Origin of the sequence: Rahnella inusitata, assembly GCF_018288855.1 — a bacterium.
GTDB classification, from domain to species: domain Bacteria; phylum Pseudomonadota; class Gammaproteobacteria; order Enterobacterales; family Enterobacteriaceae; genus Rahnella; species Rahnella inusitata.
The window spans coordinates 754586-770457 of the sequence record NZ_CP065024.1; the positions used below are offsets into that span (position 1 = coordinate 754586).

The following is a 15872-nucleotide window of genomic DNA, read 5'->3' on the forward strand; positions in this document are numbered from 1 at the left end:
CCCTGCGCGGAGCTGACCAACATGACCTCTCTCAATGCCTTTCCTTTCTCTGCTGTAAAAAAAAGTGGGCTGGCCCTCGCGCTTAGCATAGCGGCATTCTGCGCGCAGGCGGCGGATGTCACCGTGGCTTATCAGACCTCTGCCGAACCGGCCAAGGTCGCGCAGGCGGAAAATACCTTTGCTAAAGAATCCGGCGCGCAAGTGGACTGGCGCAAGTTTGACAGCGGATCGAGCGTATTGCGCGCGCTGGCCTCCGGCGACGTGCAGATTGGCAATATCGGCTCCAGCCCGCTGGCGGTCGCCGCCAGTCAGAAGCTGCCGATCGAAGTGTTTTTACTGGCGTCTGAACTCGGCAGCTCCGAGGCGCTGGTAGTGAAGAAAAGTATTAATGATCCGAAAGACCTGATCGGCAAACGCATCGCGGTACCTTTTATTTCCACCACGCATTACAGCCTGTTGGCAGCGCTGAAGCATTGGGGGATTGATCCTAAGCAGGTCACCATCGTGAATTTACAGCCTCCGGCTATCGCAGCAGCATGGGCGCGAGGCGATATCGACGGCGCGTATGTCTGGGCACCGGCGGTGAATGAACTGGAAAAAACCGGCAAAGTGCTGACCGATTCAGCCCAGGTCGGTAAATGGGGTTCACCAACGCTGGACGTCTGGGTTGTGCGCAAAGACTTCGCCAAAGCCCATCCTGAAATCGTGACTGCTTTTGCCCGTAGCGCCCTGAAAGCACAGGGCGATTATCTGCAACAGCCGGAAAAATGGTTACAGGATAAAAAGAATCTCGACACATTATCGCGCCTGAGCGGCGTGCCGGATGACCAGATCCCCGGTCTGGTGAAAGGTAACCGTTATCTGCCGGTGAGCGAGCAGATAACCCAGCTCGGTGAGCCGGTAAATAAAGCGATTAAAGACACGGCGGCGTTCCTCAAGGAGCAGGGCAAAATTCAGCAGACGGACGATGATTACAGCGACTATGTGACCAGCGAGTTTGTGAAAGCGGTCCAGTCTGGCCCGAAATCCTGAGGAATTGGCTATGTTAAACGTCTCGCATTTGTCGGCTGAATATCAGGGGAAACCTGCGCTGAAAGACATTTCCTTGCAGATTTCCAGCGGTGAACTGGTGGTGGTACTCGGGCCTTCCGGCTGTGGAAAAACCACGCTGCTCAATCTGATCGCCGGTTTCCAGCCCGCGTCTTCCGGGAGCATTACGCTGGACGGACAGCCGGTGAACGGGCCGGGAGCCGATCGCGGTGTGGTCTTCCAGCATGAAGGTTTACTGCCTTGGCGGGACGTGCAAAGCAATGTCGAATTTGGGCTGGAACTGGCTGGCGTGAAAAAAACACAGCGGCGCGATATCGCGCAGCGCATGTTAAGTAAGGTCGGTCTGGCGGGATATGAAAAGCATTTCATCTGGCAGCTTTCCGGCGGAATGCGCCAGCGGGTGGGGATTGCCCGCGCGCTGGCGGCGGATCCGCCGCTGCTGTTGCTCGATGAACCTTTCGGCGCACTCGATGCTTTCACCCGCGAACAGATGCAGGAATTACTGTTGACTATCTGGCGCGATACCGGCAAACAGATTTTGCTTATCACCCACGATATTGAAGAAGCGGTGTTTCTGGCCAGCGAGCTCTTATTGTTGTCGCCGGGGCCGGGGCAGGTGGTAGAACGGCTGAAGCTCAATTTTGGCCAGCGCTATGCCAGTGGTGAAAACTGCCGGGCGATCAAATCTGATCCCGAATTTATTGCTCAACGCGAATACGTGCTGGGTAAGGTCTTCCAGCAGCGCGAGGTGCTGATATGAGCCTGCACTCGGCGTTGAAAACCGACACACCGACTGCCGTTTCGGGTCGCCGATTTCGCCTGCCGCGCAATGTTCGCCTGAGCATTGCCACGCTGCTGGTGTTGTTGCTGGTCTGGTGGGCAATCACTGCGCTGCATCTTATCAGCCCGTTATTTTTACCCGCGCCGCAGCAGGTCTTGCATCAGCTGTATGTGATTGCCAGTCCGCAGGGTTTTATGGATGCCACGCTGTGGCAGCATCTGGCCGCCAGCCTGACGCGGATCGTGATTGCGCTGCTGGCCGCGGTGATTCTCGGCGTACCGGTCGGAATCGCCATGGGATTGAATGACACCGTGCGTGGCATTCTTGATCCGCTTATCGAACTGTACCGCCCGGTGCCTCCGCTGGCGTATTTGCCGCTAATGGTCATCTGGTTTGGTATCGGCGAAACCTCCAAGATTTTACTGATTTATCTGGCGATTTTTGCCCCGGTGGCGCTTTCAGCACTGGCCGGTGTGCGCAGTGTTTCGCAGGTGCGGGTTCGCGCGGCGCAGGCGTTGGGTGCCAGCAAAATACAGGTTTTGCGTTATGTGATATTGCCGAGTGCGTTGCCGGAAATCCTGACGGGTATCCGCATCGGGCTGGGCGTCGGCTGGTCAACGCTGGTTGCGGCTGAGCTGATAGCCGCCACGCGCGGCCTCGGATTTATGGTGCAGTCGGCCGGTGAGTTTCTGGCAACCGATGTGGTGATTGCCGGGATCAGCGTCATCGCACTGATCGCTTTTAGTCTTGAACTCGGGTTGCGCGCCTTGCAGCGCAAACTGACCCCGTGGCATGGAGAACAGCAATGAACGAACGTCTGGCGATCACGCCATTAGGCCCGTATATCGGCGCGCAGGTTGAGAATGTCATTCTGAGCAAACCGCTGTCTGATGCGCAGTTCGAGCAGCTCTATCACGCATTGTTGAAGCATCAGGTCTTGTTCCTGCGCAATCAGCCGGTGACACCGCTTGAACAACGCGCGCTGGCCGCCCGTTTCGGCGATCTGCACATTCATCCGGTTTATCCGCATGCGCCGGATGTGGAAGAGATCATTGTGCTGGATACTCACGATGACAATCCGCCCGATAATGACAACTGGCACACCGACGTGACCTTTATCGAAACGCCGCCTGCCGGTGCGATTTTAGCCGCGAAAAAGCTGCCCTCATCCGGTGGCGACACGCTGTGGGCCAGCGGGATTGCGGCGTTTAACGCGCTTTCTGAGCCTTTTCGCCAGTTGCTGACCGGCTTGCAGGCCGAACACGATTTTACCAAATCCTTCCAGGAGTTTAAGTACCGCAAAACGGCGGAAGAACACGCGCAGTGGTTAAAGGCCAAAGAGAAAAACCCTCCGTTGCTGCATCCGGTGATCCGCACGCATCCGGTGAGCGGTAAACAGGCGTTATTCGTCAATGAAGGTTTTACGACGCGGATTGTCGGGCTGAGTGAAAAGGAGAGTACGGCGATCCTGACGTTCCTGTTCAGCCACATCACCAAACCGGAGTTTCAGGTGCGCTGGCGCTGGCAGGAAAATGACATCGCGATCTGGGATAACCGGGTGACTCAGCATTACGCCAACGCGGATTATTTGCCGCAGCGGCGGATTATGCACAGGGCAACGATTCTGGGAGATAAGCCTTTTTATAAAGCCTGACGGGGTTGGGCGGCGACGTTGTTGCTGAGTCTTGCTCCCGCACAATCACGCCAGGAAAGGGGGATTGTGCGGGAAAAGAAAGGCTCAACTTTCTAAATCAAACGCCTTCGCCAGCGATTCCAGCTGTTCCTGAGCGTCGAGCCAGGTCATTTCGGTGTCATCGAGCGCGCCTTTGACTTTGGTCTGCTGTTGCAGGCATTCCGTCAGTTCGGCTTTACGACTGATGTCGTAAATCGCCGAGTCGGCCAGACGTTCTTCGAGCGTGGCCAGTTCAGCGGTCAGTTTTTCCATCTGCGTTTCGAGCTTCGTGATCTGTTTGCGCAGCGGCTGAGTCTGGTTGCGGAAATCGGCTTCGCGACGTTTCTGATCTTTACGCGACTGCGCACTGTTAACGCTGCCGTCTTTCGAAGGCGCATCCTGCTGATTTTCCTGACGCGAAATATCCACCAGCCATTGCTGATAATCTTCCAGATCACCATCGAACTGTTCGACTTTACCGCCGTGAACCAGATACAGATCGTCGGTGGTGGAACGCAGTAAGTGGCGGTCATGCGAGACCACGACCATCGCGCCTTCGAAGTCCATCAGCGCTTCGGTCAGCGCCTGACGCATATCGAGATCCAGATGGTTGGTCGGTTCATCGAGCAGCAACAGGTTCGGGCGCTGCCAGACGATCAGCGCCAGCACCAGACGCGCTTTTTCACCACCGGAGAAACGCCCGGTCGGATCTGTCACTTTATCGCCGTGGAAGCCAAAACCGCCGAGGTAATCACGCAGTTGCTGTTCGGTTTCTTTCGCCGCCAGCCGCACCAGATGCTGTAGCGGAGAATCTTCCGCACGCAGAAACTCAAGCTGATGCTGCGCGAAGTAACCGAGTTTGACCCCTTTCGACAGGCCGATATCGCCCTGCAGCGGCGCCATGGTTCCGGCGAGCAGTTTAATCAGCGTCGATTTACCAGCGCCGTTGCGACCCAGCAGGCCGATACGCGAGCCTGGCACCAAATTCAGTTTGATCGAATCCAGAATGGTGGTGTCGCCGTAACCGGCGCTGACTTTTTCCATGCGCAGCAGCGGATCGGGTAAACTTTCCGGCGAACGGAAGCTAAAATGAAAAGGATTGTCGACGTGCGCCGGGGCAATCAGCTCCATACGTTCCAGCATCTTGATACGGCTCTGCGCCTGTTTGGCTTTGGTCGCCTGTGCGCGGAAGCGATCGATATAGCTTTGCAGATGCGCCACTTTTTCCTGCTGACTTTCAAACAATGCCTGCTGCTGTGACAGTTTGGTCGCACGCTGACGTTCAAAAGACGAGTAGTTGCCGGTGTATTCGTTCAGCGTTTGCTGCTCGATGTGCAAAATTTTATCGACAATAGGATCGAGGAAATCGCGGTCATGGGAAATCAGCACCAGTGTGCCGGTGTAGCTTTTCAGCCACTTTTCCAGCCAGATTACTGCGTCCAAATCAAGGTGGTTGGTCGGTTCGTCAAGCAACAGTAAATCAGAGCGGCAGATCAACGCCTGCGCCAGATTGAGGCGCATACGCCAGCCACCGGAGAAGGATTTCACCGGCTGCTGGAGCTGACTCTGACTAAAACCTAAACCGCTGAGCAGGCTGGACGCACGCGCCGGAATGGTCCAGGCGTTAATGGCATCCAGTTTGCCGTGCAGCGTGGCAATGGCGTGGCCATCATCACGATCGTTCGCGAGCTGTAATTCGGCTTCTAACTGACGAAATTCGCGGTCGCCGTCGATAACATACTCTATCGCTGGCACGTCCAGGGCCGGTGTTTCCTGATTTACCCAGGCCAGCGCCCAGTTGGTCGGAAATGTCAGGTTGCCTGCATCGGCGCTCATTTCACCTTTTAAAAGAGAAATAAGGGTGGATTTACCGCAGCCATTTTTGCCCACCAGTCCGACTTTTTGGCCGGGATTGATGGTCGCAGACGCGTTGTCCAGCAGCACGTTTGTGCCGCGTCGGATTTGTAAGGAGGAGAAAACAATCATAAAGCGCCGTGTTGAGAGTATGTTAAATTGTCACGATATTAGGTTAAACAAGACGTATCGCGTCCTATTTTGTCTTTGCGAAGCATGGTAACGGAAAAACCGCACCCTGACGACGCTTTGGAGGTATTGATGTCGCAGCCACCAAAGGTTTTGCTGCTGTACGCCCATCCGGAATCACCCGATTCGGTCGCCAACCGCGTTTTACTGCAGCAAGCACAGCAACTCGGCCATGTCACCGTGCACGATTTGTACGCCCACTATCCCGATTTCTTTATTGATATCCACCGCGAGCAGCAGTTGCTGCGCGAACATAAGGTGATCGTCTTCCAGCATCCGCTTTATACCTACAGCTGCCCGGCGTTGCTCAAGGAGTGGATGGATCGCGTGCTGGCGCGTGGATTCGCCAGCGGGGCAGGCGGCAACGAGCTGCGTGGCAAATACTGGCGTTCGGTAATAACCACCGGCGAGCCGGAAGGTGCATACAAGGCGGGCGGGTATAACCGCTATCCGATGTCCGACATTATGCGGCCTTTCGAGCTGACCTCGGCGATGTGCCACATGCACTGGATGACGCCCATCATCATTTACTGGGCGCGACGTCAGAAACCTGATGTGTTGCAAAGCCATGCTGAAGCCTACGGCGAATGGCTTAAATCGCCGCTGCCTCACGGAGGGATCGCATAATGGATGGTTCGAATCTGCCCGCAGCGATCTTGCTGTTTTTATTCGCTGCGGTGGTCGCGGTCCCTCTCGCGCAACGTTTAGGCATCGGCGCAGTGCTGGGCTATTTGTTGGCCGGGATCGCCATCGGCCCGTGGGGTTTGGGCTTTATCCGCGACGTGGATGAAATTCTGCATTTCTCCGAGCTGGGCGTGGTCTTCCTGATGTTTATCATCGGGCTGGAGCTGAATCCCGGAAAATTGTGGGCACTGCGGCGGCAAATTTTTGGTGTCGGTGCCGGACAGGTGATCCTCACGGCGCTGGTACTCGGCGGATTGTTGTATCTGACGAAATTCTCGTGGCAGGCGGCAGTGATCGGCGGTATCGGGCTGGCAATGTCTTCGACGGCGATGGCGTTGCAACTGATGCGCGACAAAGGCATGACCCGCAACGAAGGCGGGCAACTGGGGTTTGCCGTGCTGCTGTTCCAGGATATCGCTGTGATCCCGGCGCTGGCGCTGATCCCGATTCTGGCGGGTGGCAGCGAGGGCGGTAATAACTGGGAAATGATCGGCATGAAAGTGCTGGCGTTCGGCGGGATGTTGATCGGCGGGCGCTATCTGCTGCGGCCGATTTTCCGGTTGATCGTAGCCTCTGGCGTGCGTGAAGTGTTTACCGCCGCCGCGCTTTTGGTGGTGCTGGGCTCGGCGCTGTTTATGGATACGCTGGGCTTCTCGATGGCCCTCGGGACATTTATCGCCGGGATTTTACTGGCTGAAAGCGAATATCAGCACGAACTGGAAATCGCGATCGAGCCGTTTAAGGGTTTACTGCTCGGGCTGTTCTTTATTTCCGTCGGTATGGCGCTGAATCTCGGGGTGTTGTATACCCATATTCTGCTGGTGCTGGCCGGCGTGATTATTCTGGTCACGGTGAAGGGCGCGGTGCTATACGGCCTGTCACGGGTATTTGGCTTGCGCACCTCGGTACGGTTGCAGTTTTCTGCGGTGCTTAGTCAGGGCGGTGAATTCGCCTTCGTATTGTTCTCGGCGGCGGGCGCGCAGAAAGTCATTTCCTCCTCGCAGCTTTCGCTGTTGCTGGTTGTGGTCACGCTGTCGATGATGACCACGCCGCTGCTGATGCAGTGGGTCGATCGCATTCTGGTGCGCCGTTACAACGATGGCGAAGAGAGTGACGAGCAGCATTTTGTACAGGATGATGAGCCGCAGGTGATTATCGTCGGCTTTGGCCGTTTCGGGCAGGTGATCGGGCGTTTGCTGATGGCCAACAAGATGCGGATCACCGTGCTGGAGCGTGATATCAGCGCCGTCGGCCTGATGCGCACTTACGGTTATAAAGTGTATTACGGCGATGCCACCGAACTCGAACTGCTCAGAGCGTCCGGCGCGGAGAAGGCGAAGTCGATTGTCATCACTTGTGATGAACCGGAAGACACCATGACGATTGTCCATTTGTGTCAGCAGCACTTCCCGCATTTGAATATTCTGGCGCGCGCCCGTGGCCGTGTAGAGGCGCATGAGTTGTTGCAGGCCGGTGTAGCGAACTTCTCTCGCGAGACGTTTTCCAGTGCGCTGGAGTTGGGCAAGAAAGCGTTGGTCACCCTGGGGATGCATCCTCACAGTGCATACCGTGCGCAGCAGCATTTTCGCCGTCTCGATATGCGGATGCTGCGTGAACTGGTGCCGCAAAACCGCGGCGATGTGGCGCAGATCTCCCGTGTTAAAGAAGCGCGGCGCGAGCTGGAAGACATCTTTCAGAGCGAAATGCATAACGAACGTCGCCAGCTTGATGGCTGGGACGACGATGAATAGCCGGCAGACGAAAAATAATTTCGCCATTTGATCGAAAACTGACCGGACGCAATGTCGGAAAATTCAGGAGAAGTAACATGGCTAGTACCCGTAAACGTTTCATCGCCGGTGCGGTTTGCCCGAAATGTAAGGCGCTGGATACGCTGGCGTTATGGCAGGAAGATCAGGTCGAAGTGGTGGAATGCATGAAGTGCGGACACCATCAGCGGCAGACCGATGCGCAGGTCAGCAAGAAGCTGCGCCCGGAAGAGCAGGTGATCGGTATTTTTGATCCGAAGTAGCGTTATTGTCCGCGATTTTTTATGCTGTGGGGTACAGCGGCGCGGATTTCCGCTACACTCTTCGCCAAATTTATCCGGTATCGCTTTTCGGGATGATCTCATCGAAAAGTGGCCGTCACTGAATTAGTCTTGACCGACGTTGCGTACGTTGTTGAGACGTCCGCAGACAACAAATTAAGTTTCCAACGGTAGGAGTTATCATGAAAGTATCAAAAGACCTGGTCATCAGCGTGGCATATCAGGTACGTACAGAAGACGGTGTGTTGGTTGATGAATCTCCGGTGAGCGCACCGTTGGATTACCTGCATGGCCATGGTTCACTGATCTCCGGTCTGGAAACAGCGCTGGAAGGTCATGCGATTGGTGACGTGTTCGACGTGCATGTTGGCGCAAACGACGCCTACGGCAACTACGACGAAAACCTGGTACAGCGCGTGCCTAAAGACGTGTTCATGGGTGTTGAAGAACTGGAAGTCGGTATGCGCTTCCTGGCTGACACCGATCAGGGCCCGGTTCCTGTCGAAATCACTGAAGTGGACGGCGACCACGTCGTTGTTGACGGCAACCACATGCTGGCGGGTCAGGATCTGAACTTCCACGTAGAAGTGGTTGCTATCCGTGAAGCGACGGAAGAAGAACTGGCTCATGGCCACGTTCATGGCGAACACGGCCACGACCATGGTCACGATCACGAACATGGCGACGGTTGCTGCGGCGGCCACGGTCACAGCCATGATCACGATCACGGTCATGACGAACCGAAGAAAGGCGGCTGCGGCGGCAACGGCGGTTGCGGTTGTCACTAATCGTTCTGCGCGTTTAGCTGCATATAAGAAAGGCGCCTGATTGGCGCCTTTCTTTTTACCTGCGTCCGCTACGCCATCAGTAATGCGGTGGCGGAGTCTCTTCTGACTGATCGGCAATCATCGACGGCTGGCTGGCGCGGAGCTTGTCGGTCAGCAGGCGCAGATGATCGTGCAAACGGCTCATTTCAAGCTGGTGTTGCGTGACGATCATGTTCAGCTCTTCAATGGTCACTTCCTGAAAAGCCAGCTTGTTTTCCAGCATTTCCAGACGCTGTTCAACGGTATTTGAGTTCATCTTCATTACCTCATCGTGTGGCTCAAGTTGATCAGATTGAGCACTGACCGGAACTTCATCCTGTATTTAGGGAAGCGATTCTACCTGCAAATACGGCCAATTACCTGACCTCTGTGGCGCTCAACCATCGCTTTTCAACGGTTTTGCGAAACTTATTGATGCACAAAAGGTCTGAAATAGACGCTAATGGCGTGTATAGAGATTGTTTTGTCGTGAGACGGACAGTTATAGTAACCGCCGAACTTTCGTAATGATTACCAGAAGACAGAAACTTCTGGTCCTGGAGAAATGGATGAAATCACTGTTTAAAGTCACCCTGCTGGCAACGACCATGGCAATCGCTCTGAACGCGACGCAGGTTATGGCAGCTGAAACTGCACCGGCCGCAGCGGCAACCCCTGCTGCCACCGCGCCAGCCGCAGCTGCACCAGCAGCGGCAGAAGCCTCTAAGTTTAAAAGTGATGACGAGCAGGCTGCGTACGCACTGGGCGCTTCACTGGGCCGTTACATGGAAAACTCCCTGAAAGAACAAGAAAAACTGGGCATCAAACTGGATAAAGACCAGTTGATCGCCGGTGTTCAGGATGCGTTTGCAAATAAAAGCAAACTGTCCGATCAGGAAATCGAGAAAACCCTGCAAACCTTCGAAGGCCGTGTGAAAGCTGCTGCTCAGGCGAAGATGGAACAGGACGCTAAAGCGAACTCCGATAAAGGTGATAAATTCCGCGCTGACTTCGCCAAAGAAAAAGGCGTGAAGAAAGCAGAGTCTGGCCTGCTGTATCAGGTAGAAAAACCAGGTACTGGCGCGGCGCCTAAAGACAGCGATACCGTTGTCGTGAACTACAAAGGCACCCTGACCGACGGTACGGAGTTCGATAACTCTTATACCCGTGGTGAGCCACTGTCTTTCCGTCTTGATGGTGTGATCCCTGGCTGGACCGAAGGCCTGAAACACATTAAGAAAGGCGGCAAAATCAAGCTGGTCATTCCACCGGAACTGGCCTACGGCAAAACCGGCGTGCCGGGGATCCCTGCTAACTCCACTCTGGTGTTCGACGTAGAACTGCTGGATGTGAAAGCAGCGCCTAAAGCTGATCCAAAGTCAGCTGAAAAACCTGCCGAAGCTGAAGCCGCGCCAAAAGCTAATTAAGCTCGCGTTCAGCAGGTGTACAGAACCGTCGCATAACGCGGCGGTTTTTTTTCGCCAGTGACTTTTATCGCCATCAGCCCCTCTTTTTACTGCGGTTACTCTATGATGATTACTTGACGCTTTTGTCCGTCGGGCATAACGTCACAGATCCGTAAACTCGCAAGGCCGTTTTTTCTGTAGTTTTGATACAGTAACGACCCTGGAATGATGAATAATGCGCCCATGGCTCTATGAGAAGGCGCGATGCAGAGGGTGGTAGCTTCAATGTCTAATTCGCTTATAACTGGCGAAACCGGCGAACTGGATTTGCTGGACCAACGTCCTTTCAGCCAGGTCGATCACGAAATCTTGTCCTCCTACGAAGCCGTCGTAGATGGACTCGCGATGCTGATCGGTGAGCATTGCGAAATAGTTCTTCACTCGCTGGAAGACCTGAAATGTTCCGCGGTACGTATCGCCAATGGCGAGCACACGGGCCGAAAGATCGGATCGCCTATCACCGATCTGGCACTGCGCATGTTGCATGACATGACAGGTGCCGACAGTAATGTGTCTAAAGCCTATTTCACCCGCGCGAAAAGCGGTGTGTTGATGAAGTCAGTCACCATCGCCATTCGCAATCGCGAACAGCGCGTGGTGGGGCTGTTGTGCATCAACATGAATCTGGACGTACCTTTCTCGCAAATCATTCAGACCTTCATGCCGCCTGAAACTCAGGAAGTGGCACCGTCGGTAAACTTCGCCTCGTCTGTCGATGACCTTGTGGCTCAAACGCTTGAATTCACGATCGAAGAAGTGAATGCGGATCGCAATGTGTCTAATAACGCGAAGAACCGTCAGGTCGTGCTGAATCTTTATGAAAAAGGTATTTTTGATATTAAAGATGCCATTAATCAGGTGGCTGACCGCCTGAATATCTCCAAACATACGGTCTACCTGTATATCCGCCAGTTTAAGAGCGGGGATCTGGTGGGGAACGAACGTTGAAACTGCGTTACTGCCTGTTGGTTACCGGCCCAGCCTACGGCACTCAGCAAGCCAGCGCCGCCTATCAGTTTGCGCTGGCGCTTCTTGCCAGCGGTCATCAGCTCGAGAGCGTCTTTTTCTATCGTGATGGCGTGCTTAATGGCAATCTGCTTTCTGCGCCGGCGTCTGATGAATTCGACCTGGTGCGATCATGGCAACGAATGGCAGCGGATCATCAGGTGGCGCTCAACGTGTGCATTGCAGCAGCGCTACGTCGTGGAGTGATCGATGAAACCGAAGCGACCAATCAGGGGCATGGCCAGACCAACCTGCAACCCGGTTTTTCATTGACCGGGCTCGGCAGTCTCGCGGAAGCCTCGCTGACCTGTGATCGTATGGTGCAATTCTGATGTGTTATGGCTGGAAAAAAAAATGAAGAAGGTGGCGTTTATTTTCACGCAGGGGCCTCACGGGACTTCCGCCGGCCGCGAAGGGCTGGATGCGTTGCTCGCAACTTCTGCGTTGACCGAAGACATTGGCGTCTTTTTCATGGCCGATGGCGTTTTTCAGCTGATGCCCACCCAGCAGCCGGAAAAAATATTAGCGCGTAATTATATCGCGACATTTGGCGTGTTATCGCTTTATGACGTCGATCAGTGCTTTGTCTGCGCAGAGTCTTTGAAGGCGAGAGGATTATCCGCTGCGCACGAATGGGTGCTGGATGTGGTACCGCTGTCTGTCTCTGAAATCCGCAGCCGGCTGGCTGAATATGATGTGGTGATGACGTTCTGACTCAGGAATTCCAATGCTTTTTACTCTTGCCCGTTCCCCGCAACACTGTGATTTCCCGCTGCTTATTAAACTGGTTGCCCCGGAAGATGCGCTGCTGCTGATGCAGGACGGTGTACTGGCCGCTCTCGAAGGGAGTCAGGCATGCGAGCTGCTGTTTCAGCATGTACAGAGCGTCTATGTATTAAGCGAGGATTTGGCGGCCAGAGGATTGGTTGGTCAAATTTCGCACAACATCACGCTGATCGACTATACTGGTTTCGTCGCGTTGACGGAGAAACATGCCCAGCAAACGGCATGGTGAATCAATGATGTGCTGTATATTTCTTGACACCCTCCATGGTCAGCTCTAAAATTCTGCGTCCCCATATTAGCTAATGCTTTTTATGGGGCGATTTATCACGCGTTTACAAAGTAGTTTATGAATCAAAATCCAGGAGCTTTTTAATGGCAACAATTAATCAGCTGGTACGCAAACCACGCTCTACGAAGGTTGCTAAAAGCAACGTTCCAGCGCTGGAAGCTTGCCCGCAGAAACGTGGCGTATGTACTCGTGTATATACCACCACTCCTAAAAAACCAAACTCCGCATTGCGTAAAGTATGCCGTGTGCGTTTGACTAACGGTTTTGAAGTTACCTCCTACATTGGTGGTGAAGGTCATAACCTTCAGGAACACTCCGTGATCCTGATCCGTGGCGGTCGTGTAAAAGACTTGCCAGGTGTGCGTTATCACACCGTCCGCGGCGCGCTGGACTGTTCAGGCGTTAAGGATCGTAAGCAATCTCGTTCTAAATACGGCGTTAAAAAGCCGAAGTCTTAATGGTTCTCCGTTAAGTAAGGCCAAACATTTTCACATTACTGTCAAAATAAACTCTTAGAGTTTTGGACAATCCTGAATTAACAACGGAGTATTTCCATGCCACGTCGTCGCGTCATTGGTCAACGTAAAATCCTGCCAGATCCTAAGTTCGGATCCGAACTGCTGGCAAAATTCGTAAACATTCTGATGGTAGATGGTAAAAAATCTACTGCAGAAGCAATCGTCTACACTGCTCTTGAGACCCTGGCTCAACGTAGCGGTAAAGGCCACCTGGAAGCTTTCGAAGTCGCACTGGACAACGTTCGTCCGACTGTCGAAGTTAAGTCCCGCCGCGTTGGTGGTTCTACTTATCAGGTTCCAGTAGAAGTCCGTCCGGTTCGTCGTAATGCTCTGGCAATGCGTTGGATCGTTGAAGCTGCTCGTAAACGCGGTGATAAATCCATGGCTCTCCGCCTGGCGAACGAACTTTCTGATGCTGCAGAGAACAAAGGTACTGCAGTTAAGAAACGTGAAGACGTTCACCGTATGGCTGAAGCCAACAAGGCGTTCGCCCACTACCGCTGGTAATCACTTCGCTGTAGTTATGCTAACCAAGCGGGCGCTTCAAGAAGCCAACCCGCTTGGCTTAACCGAACTTGAACGTCCTAGTTATAGAGGAATCAAATGGCTCGTAAAACACCCATTGAGCGCTACCGTAACATCGGTATCAGTGCTCACATCGACGCCGGTAAGACCACTACTACCGAACGTGTTCTGTTCTACACCGGTGTAAACCACAAAATCGGTGAAGTTCATGACGGCGCAGCAACCATGGACTGGATGGAGCAGGAGCAGGAACGTGGTATTACTATCACGTCAGCTGCGACCACCTGTTTCTGGTCTGGTATGGCTAAGCAGTTCGAACCACACCACATCAACATCATCGACACCCCAGGGCACGTTGACTTCACCATCGAAGTTGAACGTTCCATGCGTGTTCTTGATGGCGCGGTAATGGTTTACTGTGCTGTTGGTGGTGTTCAGCCACAGTCTGAAACCGTATGGCGTCAGGCAAATAAATATAAAGTTCCACGTATCGCGTTCGTTAACAAAATGGACCGTATGGGTGCTAACTTCCTGAAAGTTGTTGACCAGATTGAAAAACGTCTGGGCGCAACTCCGGTTCCTCTGCAGCTGGCTATTGGCGCTGAAGAGAAATTCACTGGTGTTGTTGACCTGGTGAAGATGAAAGCAATCAACTGGAACGAAGCAGATCAGGGCGTGACCTTCGAATACGAAGAGATCCCGGCTGAAATGCAAGAACTGGCTGAAGAATGGCGCCAGAAACTGGTTGAAGCCGCTGCTGAAGGCTCTGATGAGCTGATGGAGAAATTCTTTGGTGGCGAAGAGCTGACTGAAGAAGAGATCAAAGCTTCTCTGCGTAAGCGCGTTCTGAACAACGAAGTTATCTTGGTTACCTGTGGTTCTGCGTTTAAAAACAAAGGCGTGCAGGCAATGCTGGATGCTGTTGTTGAGTATCTGCCAGCACCAACTGACGTTGAAGCTATCAACGGTTTGTTGGATGACGGTAAAGACACTCCAGCAGTTCGCCATTCTGACGATTCTGAGCCGTTCTCTGCTCTGGCGTTCAAAATCGCTACTGACCCATTCGTGGGTAACTTGACGTTCTTCCGTGTTTATTCCGGTCTCGTCAACTCTGGTGACACTGTATTTAACCCAGTGAAATCACAGCGCGAACGTCTGGGTCGTATCGTTCAGATGCACGCTAACAAGCGTGAAGAAATTAAAGAAGTTCGTGCAGGCGATATCGCTGCAGCGATCGGTCTGAAAGACGTGACTACTGGTGATACCCTGTGTGATCCGGATAATGTGATCATCCTGGAGCGCATGGAATTCCCAGAACCGGTAATTTCCGTTGCGGTAGAACCAAAAACCAAAGCTGACCAGGAAAAAATGGGTCTGGCTCTGGGCCGTCTGGCGAAAGAAGACCCATCATTCCGCGTATGGACTGACGAAGAATCTGGTCAGACTATCATCGCAGGTATGGGTGAGCTTCACCTGGACATCCTGGTTGACCGTATGCGTCGTGAGTTTAACGTTGAAGCGAACGTAGGTAAGCCGCAGGTTGCTTACCGTGAAGCGATTCGCTCCAAAGTGACTGACGTCGAAGGTAAACACGCCAAGCAGTCTGGTGGTCGTGGTCAGTACGGTCACGTTGTGATCGACATGTATCCATTGGAGCCAGGCTCGAATCCGAAAGGCTACGAGTTTGTCAACGAAATCAAAGGTGGTGTAATTCCTGGCGAATACATCTCTGCGATTGACAAAGGCATCCAGGAACAGCTGAAATCAGGTCCACTGGCGGGTTACCCAGTAGTAGATCTCGGTGTGCGTCTGCACTTCGGTTCTTACCACGACGTTGACTCCTCTGAACTGGCGTTTAAACTGGCCGCTTCTATTGCCTTCAAAGATGGCTTCAAGAAAGCGAAACCAGTTCTGCTTGAGCCGATCATGAAGGTTGAAGTGGAAACTCCAGAAGAGAACACTGGTGACGTCATCGGTGACCTTAGCCGTCGTCGTGGTATGCTGAAAGGCCAAGATTCTAACGCTACTGGCGTTGTGATTCATGCCGAAGTTCCGCTTTCCGAAATGTTCGGTTATGCGACTCAGCTGCGTTCACTGACTAAAGGCCGTGCATCTTACTCCATGGAATTCCTGAAGTATGATGATGCGCCAAATAACGTGGCCCTGGCCGTTATTGAAGCTCGTGGCAAATAAGCCA

General features: G+C 53.5%; 18 protein-coding genes. 16 read left to right on the plus strand and 2 right to left on the minus strand.

Features of this window, described 5'->3' with window-relative positions:
• Positions 1 to 21 precede the first annotated feature (21 nt).
• From tauA to tauD, 4 genes are read left to right on the plus strand one after another with little or no spacing between them, the layout of a single operon-like run.
• Positions 22 to 1032, plus strand: coding sequence for a taurine ABC transporter substrate-binding protein (gene tauA / locus I2123_RS03385; RefSeq protein ID WP_112167620.1), 1011 nt, complete (start codon positions 22 to 24; stop codon positions 1030 to 1032).
• A gap of 10 nt (positions 1033 to 1042) precedes the next feature.
• Positions 1043 to 1810, plus strand: a complete 768-nt coding sequence (gene tauB / locus I2123_RS03390) for a taurine ABC transporter ATP-binding subunit (protein ID WP_213051823.1) — start codon at positions 1043 to 1045, stop codon at positions 1808 to 1810.
• Positions 1807 to 2640: a taurine ABC transporter permease TauC gene (gene tauC, locus I2123_RS03395; RefSeq protein ID WP_213051824.1), complete on the plus strand. Its 834-nt coding sequence runs from the start codon at positions 1807 to 1809 to the stop codon at positions 2638 to 2640. The genes tauB and tauC overlap by 4 nt, the downstream gene beginning before the upstream one ends.
• Positions 2637 to 3485, plus strand: coding sequence for a taurine dioxygenase (tauD, locus tag I2123_RS03400; protein ID WP_213051825.1), 849 nt, complete (start codon positions 2637 to 2639; stop codon positions 3483 to 3485). The genes tauC and tauD overlap by 4 nt, the downstream gene beginning before the upstream one ends.
• 84 nt (positions 3486 to 3569) lie before the next feature.
• On the opposite strand, the gene I2123_RS03405 is transcribed toward tauD, so the two are convergent.
• The gene (locus I2123_RS03405; protein ID WP_112167604.1) at positions 3570 to 5489 is read right to left on the minus strand and encodes an ABC transporter ATP-binding protein; all 1920 of its coding nucleotides are present in this window, start codon (positions 5487 to 5489) and stop codon (positions 3570 to 3572) included.
• Between the two features lie 129 nt (positions 5490 to 5618).
• Here I2123_RS03405 and kefG point away from each other — a divergent pair, with 129 nt between their 5' ends.
• From kefG to slyD, 4 genes are all read left to right on the plus strand, one after another.
• The gene (kefG, locus tag I2123_RS03410) at positions 5619 to 6173 is read left to right on the plus strand and encodes a glutathione-regulated potassium-efflux system ancillary protein KefG (RefSeq protein WP_112167605.1); all 555 of its coding nucleotides are present in this window, start codon (positions 5619 to 5621) and stop codon (positions 6171 to 6173) included.
• The gene (gene kefB / locus I2123_RS03415) at positions 6173 to 7981 is read left to right on the plus strand and encodes a glutathione-regulated potassium-efflux system protein KefB (protein ID WP_112167606.1); all 1809 of its coding nucleotides are present in this window, start codon (positions 6173 to 6175) and stop codon (positions 7979 to 7981) included. Before kefG ends, kefB begins: the two co-directional genes overlap by 1 nt.
• A gap of 77 nt (positions 7982 to 8058) precedes the next feature.
• Entirely contained in the window at positions 8059 to 8262 is a 204-nt protein-coding gene (locus I2123_RS03420) for a YheV family putative zinc ribbon protein (protein WP_112167607.1), read from the plus strand.
• A 200-nt stretch (positions 8263 to 8462) separates the two neighbouring features.
• Positions 8463 to 9068, plus strand: a complete 606-nt coding sequence (slyD, locus tag I2123_RS03425) for a peptidylprolyl isomerase (RefSeq protein ID WP_112167608.1) — start codon at positions 8463 to 8465, stop codon at positions 9066 to 9068.
• A gap of 76 nt (positions 9069 to 9144) precedes the next feature.
• Here slyD and I2123_RS03430 read toward each other — a convergent pair whose 3' ends face one another.
• Entirely contained in the window at positions 9145 to 9363 is a 219-nt protein-coding gene (locus I2123_RS03430) for a protein SlyX (protein ID WP_056775197.1), read from the minus strand.
• 292 nt (positions 9364 to 9655) lie between these two features.
• Between I2123_RS03430 and fkpA the strand changes: the two genes are divergently transcribed.
• From fkpA to fusA, 8 genes are all read left to right on the plus strand, one after another.
• Positions 9656 to 10513 carry an FKBP-type peptidyl-prolyl cis-trans isomerase gene (gene fkpA, locus I2123_RS03435; protein ID WP_112167609.1) on the plus strand — a complete coding sequence of 286 codons (858 nt, stop codon included), beginning with the start codon at positions 9656 to 9658 and terminating at the stop codon, positions 10511 to 10513.
• A gap of 264 nt (positions 10514 to 10777) precedes the next feature.
• The gene (locus I2123_RS03440; RefSeq protein ID WP_056775190.1) at positions 10778 to 11500 is read left to right on the plus strand and encodes a helix-turn-helix transcriptional regulator; all 723 of its coding nucleotides are present in this window, start codon (positions 10778 to 10780) and stop codon (positions 11498 to 11500) included.
• Positions 11497 to 11889, plus strand: a complete 393-nt coding sequence (gene tusD / locus I2123_RS03445) for a sulfurtransferase complex subunit TusD (protein ID WP_112167610.1) — start codon at positions 11497 to 11499, stop codon at positions 11887 to 11889. Before I2123_RS03440 ends, tusD begins: the two co-directional genes overlap by 4 nt.
• A 22-nt stretch (positions 11890 to 11911) precedes the next feature.
• Positions 11912 to 12271 (plus strand): sulfurtransferase complex subunit TusC, encoded by a 360-nt coding sequence (gene tusC, locus I2123_RS03450; RefSeq protein ID WP_112167611.1) that lies wholly within the window; start codon positions 11912 to 11914, stop codon positions 12269 to 12271.
• Between the two features lie 13 nt (positions 12272 to 12284).
• Positions 12285 to 12572: a sulfurtransferase complex subunit TusB gene (gene tusB / locus I2123_RS03455; RefSeq protein ID WP_112167612.1), complete on the plus strand. Its 288-nt coding sequence runs from the start codon at positions 12285 to 12287 to the stop codon at positions 12570 to 12572.
• A gap of 143 nt (positions 12573 to 12715) precedes the next feature.
• Entirely contained in the window at positions 12716 to 13090 is a 375-nt protein-coding gene (gene rpsL, locus I2123_RS03460) for a 30S ribosomal protein S12 (RefSeq protein WP_013573668.1), read from the plus strand.
• A 96-nt stretch (positions 13091 to 13186) separates the two neighbouring features.
• Entirely contained in the window at positions 13187 to 13657 is a 471-nt protein-coding gene (gene rpsG, locus I2123_RS03465; RefSeq protein ID WP_005969574.1) for a 30S ribosomal protein S7, read from the plus strand.
• Positions 13658 to 13753: 96 nt separating this feature from the next.
• Entirely contained in the window at positions 13754 to 15868 is a 2115-nt protein-coding gene (gene fusA / locus I2123_RS03470; RefSeq protein ID WP_112167613.1) for an elongation factor G, read from the plus strand.
• Positions 15869 to 15872 lie beyond the last annotated feature (4 nt).